Origin of the sequence: Tardiphaga sp. 839_C3_N1_4 (genome assembly GCF_051811045.1) — a bacterium.
Classification (GTDB): domain Bacteria; phylum Pseudomonadota; class Alphaproteobacteria; order Rhizobiales; family Xanthobacteraceae; genus Tardiphaga.
In genome coordinates this window covers 3806864-3821565 of sequence record NZ_JBPWQD010000001.1, presented here as the reverse complement: position 1 = coordinate 3821565, position 14702 = coordinate 3806864, and the positions used below count along the sequence as shown (strand labels likewise).

Genomic DNA, 14702 nt, shown 5'->3' with positions numbered 1-14702 from the left:
CACCCTCCTCAACATGATGCCGATGCCTTTGACCGAGTTATCGCGTAGGCGCTCGAATCGCCTGCGCGTATTCCATCGGCAAGAGGTCCGACGCATCCGGCTTTAGGGTATCCGGGATGACTCCAGACCGAAACTATCTGCGAACACCGCTCGACGCCGCAACTACTGCGGCACGCTTTGGCCGCGATTTTCAGCTCGCGTCTCGGCTGCATGCGCAAGGTATAAAAATCTATAAAGATAAGGTGCCGTTTTTCCTGGTTGATCTCGCTACATATGGAAATCTGATCGAACCTAACGGGGTCCAGCTTCGCCATAACAAGCTCTTTAACTCGCAAGCTGCGATAGCGGCTTATCAGATGACCCTGGATATTGAGGCGTTTGAGCGCGAGTGCAAACCAACCGACATAGTCCACATCGTGCTCCGTCCGTCACCACTTCTTTGCGCGCACGATGACGGCGAGCACGCTTTGTTCAAGAACGGCCGATGTTCAATCGACGACCTTCGCGTCGCTCAGAGGGCGTTCAACAACTCCGTACAGCGGGCGCTCGCTGAGCTTGATCGTAAGCAGCTGCTGACACCGCTCCTCGTTGCACGACATCTGCGGCCGCTCAAAGCCGGCGACTACTTCGACATTCACGCGCATGTTGTGGTCCAAATGCGGAATGGCGCTGACTGGCAGGCGCACGAATACCTTACACACACCTTCGGATCCGCCCAGGTTTGGACGAGCAGTCTAATGGAGCCGGACGAGATCCGCAGCTTTGCGCGGACGTCAGCTTATCCAGTGTGGCGTCAAGCGAACGAGGACTGGAACAAGGTAAAAGACGCCAATCTCAAAAGCTTTTTCGAACAAAGCCTGGGACTTCGATCCGTCGATGCTCTCGGTCCGTTTCGCGAGGTTCCGCAAGCAGAAAGCGGCTTTGGAGAACGTGCCCGACGACGATGAGGATCATCTCAACGGCGCCGAGGGCATCGAAAATCAAGCTCCGACGGCTGCGGTTGCTGACCCCGTTCCTGGACCCGAGCAGTTCATCGAGCCCGACAAGGATTCGTCTAGAGATGAGGGGCAGCAGCGCACCCGCATTGCGTCCGCAGCTGATATCTCAGGCTTCTTAGCCACGGACCCGAAGCGTACTCCTGTCCTGGTAGGGTGTCATTTTGCTTGGATCGGTCTGACGCGACGATTCGTTGCGAAGGTCGGAAACTACACTACGTTCCAAGACCTACAGCTGCATTATGATCTCGACGAAGTTATTGCCTACGCTCAGCATCACGTCGCCGCCACGCACTCCTACCTCTTTAAGCCGGCAATTCCCGCAACTACTCCTGCCCACCTTGCGGAGGCGGCGCGACCCTACGAGCCGACGGGCGGCGCCGCCACGCCAGGAGCTGCGGTCGGCGGGACTGCCGCGGTCGGCGGCATGACCGCGACGGCGGGACCCTACGAGGTGAACCTCGGTGTAGAACCGACGGATCAAGAACACCTGAAAACAGCCTATAAAACTGTCTCTATTGCCGGATTTGCGTTGGTCGGGGGACAGTCCCCCCCCCCTCTCCGCCAGCCAGACGAAAATCGCAATGAAATCAATAGGCCATTGAAAGAAATAGGCTTTTGCCACCTGATTGGTACACTCGGGTGGTACACATCGCTCGATCTATGTCTTGTGCGCCTCGCGATGCCGTCATTGAGCGTCAAGCTTACGAAACATCACGAGCGCATCGACATATTCGCCAGTCGGAAGCCGAAAAGCCTCAGGCAACCGCCCGACGATCGCGAAGCCGAGCGTGGTCCAGAGTTTCACCGCGCGCGTGTTGTTGCTCACGACACAGTTGAATTGCATCGCGCGAAATCCCGAGCTTCTGGCATAGTCGAGCGAGTGTAGGCACATCTTGCGCGCCACACCGCCGCCTTGCGCGCTCGCTAGCGTCATGTAGCCGCAATTGGCCACGTGGCTGCCACCACCGTCCTGGTTGGCACGGAGATAATAGGATCCCACGATCTGACCTTGGCGCACGGCAACGAAGGTTCGTTTATCTGGACCGTGCCAGTAGGACAAAGCATCGTCCTTCGTCATCAGGGGGTCCAGGGCGTAGGTCGTGCCTGCACGGATGGTCGGCTCGATGACCGACCAGATGTCTGTCCGGTCTGCCGGCTCAGCCGGGCGAATGATCAGGTCGTCGGAGTGCATGACCATAGAAAGTGCCGCCTAAGCCAGACTGAATATACGCCGACCTTCGCCGGCATCTTGCCTGTGCGATTGACCGATTATTCTGCGGCGTTCCTCGGACGGGTTGGTATTGAAGGCGGCCTTGAACGCCTTGCTGAGATGCGAACCATCGACGAAGCCGGTTTCGGCGGCGATTGCGGCCAGCGATAGGTCGGTCTTCAACATCCACCGTGCATGTTTCAGGCGCAGTCGCAGATATGTCGCCTGCGGCGACTGTCCGGTTTCCTCTTTGAAAAGACGCTCCAGTTGCCGCGTGCTCAGACTGACCTTGCCGGCCAGTCGCGCGACAGACAGCGGCGCTGATAGGTTCTGCTCCATCATTAGCAGCGCGCGCGAGATCCGTCCGTCGGTCTCGGCAAATTCGGTCGGCGGCGCCGATTGAGCCGAAGATCCGGGTTTCATGCGATCGATTAACATGATGTGGAGCGCCTTCTGCGCGCTCGACAGGCCCATGCGTTGTTCCACGATATGAGCGGCGAGGTAGGCAACGCCCATGCCGCCCGAACAAGTGATGCGGTTGCCGTCGATGACGAAGAGCTGGTCGGCCACCGGGAGTGTCTCGCCGAATTCCTCCAGGAAATCGCGATAGTGGTACCAGCTGATGCAGCACTTTTTCTGGTTGAGAAGGCCGAGACGCCACAGCACGAAACTGCCGGTGCAGACGCCGATCAGATCGACCTTGGTGTTCGCAGCCTCCAGCAGATAGCGCTTGATCTTGTCATCGATCTGCGGGCCCTGATGCAGCAGGCCGCCCACGACGACGACATAATCGAGCTCGCGCGGATCGAGGAACCGGGAATTCGGATACATCAGCAGACCGCAACTCGAACGGATCGGCTCGTCGGTGTCGGCCATGATGTGCCACTGGCAGCGGATCGGCCGACTGTTGTCGCCCTCGTCGGCGGCGAGACGCAGCACGTCCACGAAGCTGGCCAACGCAGTCAGCGTGAAATTCTTGGTCAGAATGAAGCCAACGCGCAGCGGACGGACCTTTGGTTGCATCACCCCTGCCTTCGCATTCACCATATGGTCGAATGGCAATCCGGTAGTCGCCGCGAGACGATGCTCCAAAACGGACCCATGTCGCATCATTACATACCTCCAGCGCGCCGGGGCAGGCATTTGCGACGGACTGATCCTAAAAATACATTGCCGCGCGTGCAAGGGCGGCGAAGCGTCTCGCTTGGCGCGCGACGTTGGGGCGTCGGCTGGGAACCGGAAGCCCAGGTCGGCCGGTTCGGCGCAGGAGGGGTCAGCCGGCGGACGGCGGTTCTTCTGGCGTCGCGAACTGCGCTTCGCGGCCGATCGCAGCAAGAAATGCGTCGAGTGCACCGACCGACAGCGATGTCGTGCGGCTGTTGATGACGGGGTGGCAATTGATGCGCTCCGCCGACCGTAAGCGCGCATCGATGACGGGAGTGACCGCCTGATTGGCATCGTTGTAGAGCGCCAGAATCGAGACCGATCCCGGTTCGATCCCAAGCAATTCCTTCAGGGCTTCCGCGCTTCCAAATGACAGCCCGCCTTTGGCGCCAATCGCCTTTGCCAGCGACTTCAGGTGAACGGTCGCGGCTTCGTCGGTGACGAACAGGAAGAACCGCTTCTTGCCGTCGCGGAGGAACAAGTTCTTGGTGTGAATGCCGGGAATGTCGCCGCGCAGCGCACGCGACTCTTCCACCGTATGCACGGGCGGGTGTTCGAACGTCTCCACCACGATCGACTTGTCTTTGAGATACTGAAGAATCTCGTCGCTGCGCTCTATGCTCATCCTGCGTGTCCTTGATCGTCGAGGGCGGGACTGCGTGCGCCCGGGGCATGCCGTCCTGTCTACATGGCAGCGATCCGTGTCGCATGGATACGTCGCGAATTCGAGACCCTGGCGAGCGAAGCCGGGCGGCTTGTCGCAAATCTACGTGTTTCGTGTCGGGGCTTTGCAAACCCGCGGCGTTCCGATGTCGCTCTGATCCAACATGATTGGCGGGCTGATGCTGGCCGCGAAGCGGCAGCGAGTTGTAGGCTCCGTCCAATCACAACGTGGACAGCCATGCAGAAATTTTCAGCGCTTTCATTACTACGGGCAGGGCTGACCGGTCATGCCGGCTGGCAGCGACAGTGGCGTTCGCCTGAACCGAAGCCGGGCTATGACGTCATCATCGTCGGTGGTGGTGGCCACGGGCTTGCAACGGCTTACTACCTGGCTAGCCGCTACGGCGTCAAAAACGTTGCCGTTCTCGAAAAGGGCTGGATCGGCGGTGGCAATACTGGCCGGAACACCACGATCATTCGTTCGAACTATCTGTTCGACGAAAGCGCCGGGATCTACGAGCACGCCCTCAAACTGTGGGAAGGGCTGTCGCAGGAACTGAATTACAATGTCATGTATTCACCACGCGGCGTCTTGATGCTAGCGCACAACATTCACGACGTGCAGAGCTTCAAGCGACACGTTCATGCCAACCGTCTCAACGGCATCGACAATGAATGGCTGTCGCCGGAGGAATGCAAAGAATTCTGTCCGCCGCTGAATGTCGGCGGGTCCATGCGCTATCCGATCCTTGGCGGCGCATTGCAGCGCCGCGGCGGCACGGCGCGCCACGACGCTGTGGCTTGGGGCTATGCCCGCGCTGCTGACGCGCTCGGCGTGGATATTATCGAGAATTGCGAAGTCACCGGCATCCGCCGCGCGCCGACCGGCGAGGTGGTCGGCGTCGATACGACGCGCGGCAGCATCAATGCGAAGCGCATCGGCGTCGTCGCGGCCGGCAATACCAGCACGGTGATGAATATGGCCGGCGTGCGCCTGCCGCTGGAAAGCTTCCCGCTGCAGGCGCTGGTCAGCGAGCCGGTCAAGCCGATCTTCCCCTGTGTGGTGATGTCGAACACGATCCACGCCTATATCTCGCAGTCGGACAAAGGCGAGATGGTGATCGGCGCGGGAACGGACGTCTACACGTCCTATACGCAGCGCGGTGGCCTGCACATCGTCAATCATACGCTGGATGCGATCTGCGAACTGGTGCCGGCGTTCCGGCGCCTGCGCATGCTGCGCAACTGGGGCGGCATCGTCGATGTCACGCCGGATCGCTCGCCGATCGTGGCGAAGACGCCGGTATCCGGGCTGTACGTCAATTGCGGCTGGGGCACCGGCGGCTTCAAGGCGACGCCGGGATCGGGGGAGGTGTTCGCCAGCACGATCGCCAAGGATGAGCCGAACAAGATCAATGCGCCGTTCACCATCGAGCGATTCCGCGATGGCGCCGTGATCGACGAAGCGGCTGCGGCCGCCGTGGCGCATTGATAGCGGGGAAAACGAGATGCTCTTGATCAATTGCCCCTATTGCGGGCCGCGCCCGGAGGCCGAATTCGCCAATGGCGGGCAGGCGCATATCGCCCGCCCGGCCGACCCGATGAGCCTCACTGACGACGAGTGGGCCGCCTATCTCTATATGCGCGACAACACCAAGGGGCTGCATCACGAGCGTTGGCGGCACGCCAATGGCTGCGGCCGTTTCTTCAATGCCAGCCGCGACACGACCACGGACGTCATCAAGCGCACCTATCGCATGGGCGAGCGCCCCGAAGCCGAACATCAGGGGGCCAAGCCATGACGGATACGTATCGCGTGCGGCGCGGCGACGGCGCTGAAAGACGCAACGCAGTTCATTTCACGTTCGACGGAAAGTCGTATCAGGGCCTGGCCGGCGACACGCTGGCCTCTGCGTTGATCGCCAATGGCGTGCATCTGGTCGGCCGTTCGTTCAAGTATCACCGGCCGCGCGGCTTCGTCTCCGCCGGCTCGGAAGAGCCGAATGCGCTGGTCGGTGTGGGTGCGACCCAGTCGCGCTATACGCCGAACCTGCTCGCGACCCAGGTCGAGATCTATGACGGGCTGGTGGCCGAAAGCCAGAATCGCTGGCCGTCGCTTGAGACCGATGCCGGTTTCCTCAACGAATATTTCTCGGCTTTCCTGCCTGCGGGTTTCTACTACAAGACCTTCATGTGGCCGCGCGCGGCCTGGAAGAAGCTCTATGAGCCGGTGATCCGGCGGATGGCGGGTCTCGGCAAGGCGCCAGCCGAGCCGGATGCCGATCGCTATACGCAGGTATTTGCGCATTGTGACGTGCTGATCGTCGGCGCCGGACCTGCAGGACTTGCCGCGGCCATCGAAGCCAGCAACAGCGATGCCACCGTGATCCTGTGCGACGAGCAGGCGGAGATGGGCGGCTCGCTGCTGTCCGATCGTTCGGCATCGATCGACGGCATGCAGGCCGCCGAATGGGCGCGCGCGGCGCTCGATGAATTGCGCAAGTGCTCCAATGTGAAGCTGATGTCGCGCACGACGGCGTTCGGCTGGTATCCGCACAATTTTGTCGGTCTCAACGAGCGCGTCACCGATCATCTCAGCAATCCCGCGGCGAACCAGCCGCGTGAGCGGCTCTGGCAGGTCAGGGCCAAGGAAGTCGTGCTGGCCGCCGGCGCGATCGAGCGGCCGCTCGTCTTCACCGACAATGACCGGCCGGGCACTATGCTGGCCGATGCTGCCCGGACCTATGTGAATCGGTACGGCGTGGTGCCGGGCAAGCAGGTGGTCGTGTTCACCGCCTGCGACAGCGCCTATCGCGCGGCGCTGGACCTCAAGGCAGCCGGAGCCAAGATCCAGGTGATCGTGGATCTGCGCAAGAGCGTGTCGGGCCATTGGGTCGACAAGGCGCGCGCCGAAGGCATCAAGGTCCGCTCCGACAGCATCGTTCGCGGCACGTCGGGCTGGCTGCGGGTAAAGTCGGCGCAGATCTCCAACGCGCAGGGCGGCGATGCCGAGACGGTGGCTTGCGATCTCATCCTGATGTCCGGCGGGTTCACCCCGTCGGTGCATCTGTTCTCGCAGAGCCGCGGCAAGCTCAGCTACAGCGAAGAGCTGCGGGCCTATGTGCCGGGCGAGTCGGTCGAGCGCGAGCGGTCGGTCGGGGCGTGCAAGGGACTGTTCGCGCTCGAAAGCGTCATCGAAAGCGGCGCCAAGGGGGGGCGGGACGCTGCGGCCAAGGCCGGCTTCTCTCCGCGTGGCGAGCGCAGCTATACGGTCTCCGCGCAGTCGGTGGGTGCCGATGCGTTCATCGGCTCCGTGATGACCGATCATCAGGCGGAAAAGCGGGCCTGGGTCGATTTCCAGAACGACGTGACGGCCAAGGATGTCCGGCTCGCGACCCGCGAGGGGTTCCGGTCGATCGAGCACGTCAAGCGCTATACGACCACCGGCATGGCCACCGACCAGGGCAAGCTGTCCAACATGAACGCCCTCGGTGTCGTGTCGAAGCAGATCGATGTCGCAGTGCCGAAGGTCGGCCTGACCACGTTCCGGCCGCCTTACACACCGACGACCTTCGGATCCTTTGCCGGCCAATCGCGTGGCGATCTGTTCGATCCCGTGCGCAAGACCAGCATCCATCCATGGGCCGAAGCCCAGGGCGCACAGTTCGAGGATGTCGGCGTCTGGAAGCGCGCCTGGTATTTCCCGCAGGTGGGCGAGGACATGCATGCTGCCGTCGCGCGCGAATGCAAGGCGACGCGCGAGTCGGTCGGCATCTTCGATGCCTCAACGCTCGGCAAGATCGAGATCGTCGGCAAGGACGCCGCCGAATTCATGAATCGCATGTACACCAATGCCTGGACCAAGCTGGAGCCAGGCCGGCTGCGCTATGGCGTGATGCTGCGCGAAGACGGCTTCATCATGGATGACGGCGTCGTCGGCCGCATGGCAACTGATCGTTTCCACGTCACGACGACGACCGGCGGGGCGGCCCGCGTGCTGTCCATGATGGAGGACTACCTCCAGACCGAATGGCCGGACCTCGAAGTGTGGCTCACCTCGACCACCGAGCAGTGGTCCGTCATTGCCTTGCAGGGGCCGAATGCGCGCAAGGTGCTGGAGCCGCTGGTCGAGGGCATCGATCTGTCGGCCGATGCCATGCCGCATATGAGCGTCCGCGAAGGACGCGTCTGCGGCGTGCCGACGCGGCTGTTCCGGGTGTCGTTCACCGGCGAACTGGGCTTCGAGGTCAACGTTCCCGCCGGCTATGGCCGGGCGGTCTGGGAAGCGATTTTCGCGGCGGGCAAGCCCTACGGGATCACGCCCTACGGTACCGAGACTATGCACGTGCTGCGCGCGGAGAAGGGCTACATCATTGTCGGTCAGGAAACCGACGGCACGGTGACGCCCGATGACGCCGGCCTCGGCTGGGCGGTCGGCAAGGCGAAGCGGGATTTCGTCGGCAAGCGCTCGCTGTCGCGGCCGGCGCTGGTCAGGGAAGACCGCAAGCAACTGGTCGGGTTGCTGACGACGGATCCCAAGGTGGTCCTCGAAGAGGGCGCCCAAGTCGTGCTCGATCCGACCCATCCGATCCCGGTGCCGATGATCGGACATGTCACCTCCGCCTACTGGAGTGCGACGCTGAACCGCTCGATCGCGCTGGCACTCGTTCGCGGTGGTCGCTCGCGGATGGGTGAGGAGCTCTCGATCCCGATGCCGGACGGCGTGATCAAGGCGAAAGTCGTCGACTCGATATTGTTCGATCCGAAGGGAGAACGTTTGAATGCTTAGTCCTGCGATCATGCGTTCGAACGCGTTGTCCCCAATGCGGTCATCCGGCACCACTGCTGCGTCCACCACGACGCTCTCGATTCTTCCCGATGCGGCGAAGCTGGTGTTTCGCGGCAAGAGCGAGGCGATCGAGGCTGCCGGGGCGCATTTTGGCGTCAAGCCGAGCCTTGAGGCCTGCCGCTTCGCGGCGGTCGGCGGCCGGTCGGTCTATTGGCTGGGGCCGGACGAATGGCTGTTCCAGGCTGTGAACGAGGATCCGATCGAGATATTTGGCGGGATGTCGGCAGCGCTGCAAGTGCAGGCCTGCTCGCTCGTGGATGTCAGCCATCGTTCGGATGGCATCGCGATTGCGGGTCCGACGGCGGCGCTGGTGCTGAACCATGGCTGCCCGCTGGATCTGTCCCTCAAGGCGTTCCCGGTCGGGATGTGCACGCGCACGGTGCTGGGCAAGGCATCACTTCTGCTGTCACGTTCTGAAGAGCACGTGTTCCATGTGGATGTATGGCGTTCGTTTGCGCCCTATGTCTGGCAGTTCCTCGACGAAGCGCGAAGCCTGTCCTAGCAGCCCGGCTGCGCCCTGGAGACCGCGCGATGGTTGGAACGTTCGATCTCTTCAAGATAGGCATCGGGCCGTCGTCATCGCATACGATGGGACCGATGAGGGCTGCGGCGCTGTTTGCCAGCCAGCTTGTGGAGCGCGGTCTGTTGAAGGATGTCGCGCGCGTGAAGGTCGAGCTGTTCGGCTCGCTGGCCTGGACCGGTCGCGGTCATGGCACCGACAAGGCGGTCGTTCTCGGTCTTGCCGGCAAGTTTCCCGAAACGATCGATCCGGAAGAAGCGGAGACGCTGGTCGATGGCGCCCGCGCGGCGGGCACGCTGCGGGTGGCCGAGCGGCGCAATATTCCGTTCGATTTCGCCAATGACATCGTTTTCGACGGCGTAACCGAGCCGCCAACCCATCCGAATACGCTGGCGCTTTCTGCCTTTGATGCGGCCGGTCATGTTCTTCACGGCGAGCGTTGGTGCTCCGTCGGCGGCGGTTTTGTCGTTCCGGAAGCGCAGGTCGGCGTCGTCGGCATTGTCGAGGACGTTCCCGTTCCGCATCCTTTCAGGTCGGGCAAGCAGCTGCTCGAGATCGGTGCAAAAACCGGTCTGTCGATTGCGCAGATCGTCATGGCCAACGAGATGTCGTCGCTCCCGGCGGAAGAGATCGAGCAGCGGCTCGATCGCATCATCCAGGTGATGATGGACTGCATCGATCGCGGCATGACCAAAGAGGGGCAGCTGCCGGGCGGATTGAACGTCAAGCGCCGCGCGCCCTCACTGCATCGGCGTCTTCTCGCCGCTGCAAGTTCAAACAGCCGCGCCCAGCATGAGGTGATGGATTGGGTCAGTCTGTATGCGATCGCGGTCAACGAGGAGAATGCGGCCGGCAGCAAGGTGGTGACGGCACCGACCAATGGCGCGGCCGGCATCATTCCCGCCACGCTCCGCTATTTCCGCGACCATTGCCGCGAGGCGTCACCTGAAAACATGCGCGTGTTCCTGCTGACTGCGGCGGCTATCGGCGCGCTATTCAAAATGAATGCGTCGATTTCCGGCGCGGAAGTCGGCTGCCAGGGCGAGGTCGGCTCGGCCTGTTCGATGGCGGCGGCGGGGCTCGCGGCCGTGCTCGGCGGTACCAATGAGCAGATCGAGAACGCCGCCGAGATCGGCATGGAGCATCACCTCGGCATGACCTGCGATCCGATCGGCGGGCTGGTGCAGGTGCCATGCATCGAGCGCAACGCCTTTGGGGCCGTGAAGGCGATCAATGCGGCGTCGCTCGCATTACAGGGCGACGGCACCCATGTGGTGCCGCTCGACAAGGTGATCGCGACGATGCGCGAGACCGGACGCGACATGCAATCGAAATACAAGGAGACCTCGCTGGGAGGTCTCGCTGTCAATCTGGCAGAGTGTTGAGGGAAGACCATGACCCAAGCTGAACTCGCGGCATTCTTCACGACTGATCTCGCTCAAGCGGACCCGACCATCTCGTCGTCGCTGGCTGGAGAACTCGGCAGGCAGCGTGGCGAGATCGAACTGATCGCATCCGAGAACATCGTATCGCGTGCAGTGCTGCAGGCGCAGGGCTCAGTGCTGACCAACAAATATGCCGAAGGCTATCCCGGCCGGCGCTACTATGGCGGCTGTCACTTCGCCGACGAAGTCGAGGAGGTGGCGATTGAGCGCGCCAAGACGCTGCTCGGCTGCAGCTATGCCAATGTGCAGCCGAATTCCGGGAGCCAGGCCAATCAGGCCGTCTTCATGGCGCTGATGAAACCCGGCGACACCTTCATGGGTCTCGATCTCGCCGCAGGCGGTCACCTCACCCATGGCGCCAAGCCGAACATGTCGGGCAAGTGGTTCAACGTCGTCAGCTATGGCGTTCGGCGCGACGACTGCACCATCGACATGGAGCAGCTTGAGAAGCTGGCATTGGAGCACAAGCCGAAGGTGATCGTCGCCGGTGGCTCGGCCTATTCGCGGTTCTGGGATTTTGCCGCGTTCCGCCGCATCGCGGATGCGGTCGGAGCCTATCTGTTCGTCGATATGGCGCATTTCGCTGGTCTCGTCGCCGGCGGCGCTCATCCGTCGCCGTTCCCGCATGCGCATGTGGTGACCTCGACCACCCACAAGACGCTGCGCGGACCGCGCGGCGGATTGATCCTGACCAATGACGAGGACATCGCCAAGAAAATCAATTCGGCGATTTTTCCGGGACTGCAGGGTGGGCCGTTGATGCATGTCATCGCCGCCAAGGCGGTGTCGTTCGGCGAAGCGCTGCAACCCTCGTTCCGTCAATATGCGGCCGACGTCGTCGCCAATGCGCGCGCGCTGGCGGACACGCTCTCAAAGGCCGGCTATCCGATCGTCACCGGCGGCACCGACAATCACCTGATGCTGGTTGATGTCCGGCCGAAGAACCTGAACGGCAAGCTCGCCGAGGCGGCGCTCGGGCGGGCGAACATCACCTGCAACAAGAACGGTATCCCGTTCGATCCGGAGAAGCCGACCATCACGTCGGGCATCCGGCTCGGCTCACCAGCCGCGACGTCGCGCGGCTTTGGCGTCGGTGAATTCGAAGAAGTAGGCAGGCTCATTGCCGCCGTCCTGGATGCGAATTCTGGCGCGCCAGACCAGGGAGCGTCGGAGGTCGAGGCAAAGGCACGTGGCCGCGTCGCCGAGCTGGTTGCGTCGTTTCCGATCTATCGGTCCTGATCAGGCCGCTTGATGGAGCGTTTCGGAGAGGGGCAGGCCGACGGGATATTTATCCAAGGGCCGAATGTTCACGCGCCAGCGCCGTGCGCGTCACCATCCACAAGCCGCAGGCGCCGATCGCGGCGATCTTCGAAGGTGTTGGCATAAGGCTGACGCGATGCCGCGGCGACAGGCATCGTCGGACCGCGTGATGCAGGCGTCCGCCGATCCCGCTGCGCGGCAGCCACACCAACATGTTTCACCCCATAGCGATCGCAGCCGCGCGATCGATCCACCACCGAGAAAAGCAAGATGACGAAGAAGAACTGGATCCTGACCTTCTATTGCCAGGATCGCCCGCGCATCGTGTCGACCGTCGCGACGGCGATTTCCGATGTCGACAGCAACATCTTGGAAAGCGCGCAGTTCTGGGACCGGACGACCAACCGCCTGTTTATGCGCATTGCTTTCGAGACGCCGGATGCGGTCAGTCGAAAGATACTGGAATCGGTGCTCAATCCGGTGTTGTCTCGATTCGAGATGAACGCCGTTCTGGTCGATGCAGCGTCGCGTCCCCGGGTGATCATCATGGTCTCCAAGTCGGACCATTGTCTCGAGCAGCTGCTGTATCAGGTCAAAGTCGACTGGCTGAAAGCCGAGGTCGTCGCGATCGTGTCAAACCACCGCTACTGCGAAGCGATCGCCGAGAAGGCGGGGATTCCGTACTACCACTGGCCCGTCAGCAACGAGACCAAGCCAGAGCAGGAGCGGCAACTCTACGAGCTGTATTTGAAGGAAGGCGCCGATCTGGTCATCCTTGCACGTTACATGCAGATCCTCTCGGACGACCTGTCGAGCAAGCTCTATGGTCACGTCATCAACATCCACCATTCCTTCCTGCCGAGCTTCAAGGGAGCGCGGCCCTATCACCAGGCTCACGACAGGGGCGTCAAGATCATCGGCGCTACCGCGCATTACGCGACGCCGGATCTCGATGAGGGCCCGATCATCGAACAGGAGACCGAACGGGTGACCCATGCGTCGTCCTCGGACGATCTCGTCGCCGTTGGGCGCGACATCGAGTCGCGAGTGCTGGCGCGCGCCGTGCGGCTTCATCTCGAGCGTCGTGTCCTTTTGAATGGACGCAGAACGGTGGTGTTCTAGCGCCCGGAATGCGACGACGAATGCTCGTTTGGAAAGCATCGACGGGCCAAGATTTAATCTTCGCGATGAATTTTGCAGCGCAGCGGAAATCATTGTGTTTGCTACGCAAAATAGTCTCGACGAGCAGTTGGCGCGCCAACCAAGAACAGGCAGTCGATATTCGGTAGTTATGACGCAATTCTACAAGCAACAGCGCGCGTGCATCCTATCTGCCGTATTCGCGGACCACTAGCGTTGCAGGCTGGATCAACCTGGAAGGATCAGCGATGGGGACGATTAGCAAGCGTGGTTTGGCCGCATTGGCCGTTGCGAGCGTGTTGCCACTGGCCTTTGGCAGCTTCAGCGCGGCCTTCGCCAAGGACAAGGTGAAGATCGCTTTCGTGGGTCCGCTGACCGGCGCTATTTCGCCTCACGGTATTGGCGGACGCAACTCGGCCGAACTGGCCGTGAAGCTGATGAATGCCGAGCCCAACACCAAATATGAGTACGAGCTCGTCGTGCTTGACGACGAGTGCAAGCCCAACGTTGGCGTGCAGGTCGTCACCAAGATCGCGTCCGATCGTTCGATCATTGCCGCCATCCCGCATTACTGTTCCGCTACGGCGATTGCCACCGTCGATATCTTCAATCGCTTCAAGATGCCGATGATCGTGTGGGCGGCAGTGCTGCCCGAAATTACCTATGCCAAGAAATATCCGGAAGTGCACCGCGTCAGCGGCATCCTGATCGGCCAGAACCGCATCGGCGCACAGTTCATGAAGGCGCGCGGCTACAAGAAGTTCGTGTCCTTCGCCGACTCCACGGACTACGGCAAGTCGATGAACAAGTACTTTACCCAGTTCACGCTCGAGAACGGCAATGAGATTCTGGGTAGCTTCTCGGTGCCGCCGGATCAGCAGGATCTGTCCGCCGAGCTGACCAAGATCAAGGAGCTCAATCCGGAGGTCATCTATTTTGGTGGCCTGACGCCGCTCGGCGCGCGCCTCCGCACGCAGATGGCCAAGTTCGGCATCAACGCGCAGTTGGAGGGCAATTCCGGCATCATGGGCGATGCCTTCGTCAACGCCGCTGGTCCGGAGCTCGCCGAAGGCGCGCTGACTTTCTTCGACAGCCCGCCGCTGTCCAAGATGCCGGGCGGCAAGATGTTTTCGGATGCCTACAAGGCTGCCGGCTATTCCGAACCGCCGGAAGCTTACGGACCGTTCGCCTATGTCGCCACCCGTCTGGTCATGGAGACCATCGAGAAGGTCGGGCCGGATCGCGCCAAGGTCACCGCCGACCTTGGCGATGTGAAGGACCGTCCGTCCATCGTCGGTCCGGTCACCTTCGACGACCATGGCCAGAACATCACGCCGCTGACCACGAGTTATGTCGTCCAGGACGGCAAGTGGGTGGTCTGGGAAGAAAGCGAATACGTGTCCGGCAAGCGCAAGCTCAAGAACCTGCCGTAAGCGCGGATCGTCGGGGCATC

12 protein-coding genes are annotated in these 14702 nt (G+C 61.8%); 9 read left to right on the top strand and 3 right to left on the bottom strand.

Going from position 1 to position 14702, the window contains the following annotated elements; translation table 11 throughout:
• The first annotated feature begins 116 nt into the window (after positions 1-116).
• The gene (locus AB8A38_RS18240) at positions 117-947 is read left to right on the top strand and encodes a hypothetical protein (RefSeq protein ID WP_439086953.1); all 831 of its coding nucleotides are present in this window, start codon (positions 117-119) and stop codon (positions 945-947) included.
• Positions 948-1683: 736 nt separating this feature from the next.
• Here AB8A38_RS18240 and AB8A38_RS18235 read toward each other — a convergent pair.
• The 3 genes from AB8A38_RS18235 to AB8A38_RS18225 all read right to left on the bottom strand — a co-directional run bounded on the left by AB8A38_RS18235 (position 1684) and on the right by AB8A38_RS18225 (position 3997).
• Positions 1684-2175 (bottom strand): GNAT family N-acetyltransferase, encoded by a 492-nt coding sequence (locus AB8A38_RS18235; RefSeq protein ID WP_439088552.1) that lies wholly within the window; start codon positions 2173-2175, stop codon positions 1684-1686.
• Between the two features lie 33 nt (positions 2176-2208).
• Positions 2209-3231 (bottom strand): GlxA family transcriptional regulator, encoded by a 1023-nt coding sequence (locus tag AB8A38_RS18230; protein ID WP_439086952.1) that lies wholly within the window; start codon positions 3229-3231, stop codon positions 2209-2211.
• A 250-nt stretch (positions 3232-3481) separates the two neighbouring features.
• Complete coding sequence (locus AB8A38_RS18225) at positions 3482-3997, bottom strand: prolyl-tRNA synthetase associated domain-containing protein (RefSeq protein WP_231078506.1); 516 nt, start codon at positions 3995-3997, stop codon at positions 3482-3484.
• A 276-nt stretch (positions 3998-4273) separates the two neighbouring features.
• On the opposite strand from AB8A38_RS18225, the gene AB8A38_RS18220 reads away from it, so the two are divergent.
• The 8 genes from AB8A38_RS18220 (at position 4274) to AB8A38_RS18185 (ending at position 14682) form a co-directional block, all read left to right on the top strand.
• Positions 4274-5527, top strand: a complete 1254-nt coding sequence (locus AB8A38_RS18220; RefSeq protein WP_231078505.1) for a sarcosine oxidase subunit beta family protein — start codon at positions 4274-4276, stop codon at positions 5525-5527.
• A 16-nt stretch (positions 5528-5543) separates the two neighbouring features.
• Positions 5544-5837 (top strand): sarcosine oxidase subunit delta, encoded by a 294-nt coding sequence (locus AB8A38_RS18215; protein WP_068737808.1) that lies wholly within the window; start codon positions 5544-5546, stop codon positions 5835-5837.
• Positions 5834-8824, top strand: coding sequence for a sarcosine oxidase subunit alpha (locus AB8A38_RS18210; protein WP_439086951.1), 2991 nt, complete (start codon positions 5834-5836; stop codon positions 8822-8824). The genes AB8A38_RS18215 and AB8A38_RS18210 overlap by 4 nt, the downstream gene beginning before the upstream one ends.
• Positions 8817-9386 (top strand): sarcosine oxidase subunit gamma, encoded by a 570-nt coding sequence (locus AB8A38_RS18205; RefSeq protein ID WP_439086950.1) that lies wholly within the window; start codon positions 8817-8819, stop codon positions 9384-9386. The genes AB8A38_RS18210 and AB8A38_RS18205 overlap by 8 nt, the downstream gene beginning before the upstream one ends.
• A 29-nt stretch (positions 9387-9415) precedes the next feature.
• Positions 9416-10789, top strand: a complete 1374-nt coding sequence (locus AB8A38_RS18200) for an L-serine ammonia-lyase (RefSeq protein ID WP_439086949.1) — start codon at positions 9416-9418, stop codon at positions 10787-10789.
• 9 nt (positions 10790-10798) lie between these two features.
• Positions 10799-12088 carry a serine hydroxymethyltransferase gene (gene glyA, locus AB8A38_RS18195; protein WP_439086948.1) on the top strand — a complete coding sequence of 430 codons (1290 nt, stop codon included), beginning with the start codon at positions 10799-10801 and terminating at the stop codon, positions 12086-12088.
• A gap of 291 nt (positions 12089-12379) precedes the next feature.
• Entirely contained in the window at positions 12380-13231 is an 852-nt protein-coding gene (purU, locus tag AB8A38_RS18190; RefSeq protein WP_439086947.1) for a formyltetrahydrofolate deformylase, read from the top strand.
• 266 nt (positions 13232-13497) lie between these two features.
• Positions 13498-14682: a branched-chain amino acid ABC transporter substrate-binding protein gene (locus tag AB8A38_RS18185; protein WP_439086946.1), complete on the top strand. Its 1185-nt coding sequence runs from the start codon at positions 13498-13500 to the stop codon at positions 14680-14682.
• The last annotated feature ends 20 nt before the right edge of the window (positions 14683-14702 follow it).

Coding starts and splice junctions, on each gene's coding strand:
- AB8A38_RS18205 (WP_439086950.1), top strand. CDS start 8,817: ATGCTTAGTCCTGCGATCATGCGTTCGAACGCGTTGTCCCCAATGCGG.
- glyA (WP_439086948.1), top strand. CDS start 10,799: ATGACCCAAGCTGAACTCGCGGCATTCTTCACGACTGATCTCGCTCAA.
- AB8A38_RS18215 (WP_068737808.1), top strand. CDS start 5,544: ATGCTCTTGATCAATTGCCCCTATTGCGGGCCGCGCCCGGAGGCCGAA.
- AB8A38_RS18225 (WP_231078506.1), bottom strand. CDS start 3,997: ATGAGCATAGAGCGCAGCGACGAGATTCTTCAGTATCTCAAAGACAAG.
- AB8A38_RS18240 (WP_439086953.1), top strand. CDS start 117: ATGACTCCAGACCGAAACTATCTGCGAACACCGCTCGACGCCGCAACT.
- AB8A38_RS18230 (WP_439086952.1), bottom strand. CDS start 3,231: ATGCAACCAAAGGTCCGTCCGCTGCGCGTTGGCTTCATTCTGACCAAG.
- AB8A38_RS18220 (WP_231078505.1), top strand. CDS start 4,274: ATGCAGAAATTTTCAGCGCTTTCATTACTACGGGCAGGGCTGACCGGT.
- AB8A38_RS18200 (WP_439086949.1), top strand. CDS start 9,416: ATGGTTGGAACGTTCGATCTCTTCAAGATAGGCATCGGGCCGTCGTCA.
- AB8A38_RS18210 (WP_439086951.1), top strand. CDS start 5,834: ATGACGGATACGTATCGCGTGCGGCGCGGCGACGGCGCTGAAAGACGC.
- AB8A38_RS18185 (WP_439086946.1), top strand. CDS start 13,498: ATGGGGACGATTAGCAAGCGTGGTTTGGCCGCATTGGCCGTTGCGAGC.
- purU (WP_439086947.1), top strand. CDS start 12,380: ATGACGAAGAAGAACTGGATCCTGACCTTCTATTGCCAGGATCGCCCG.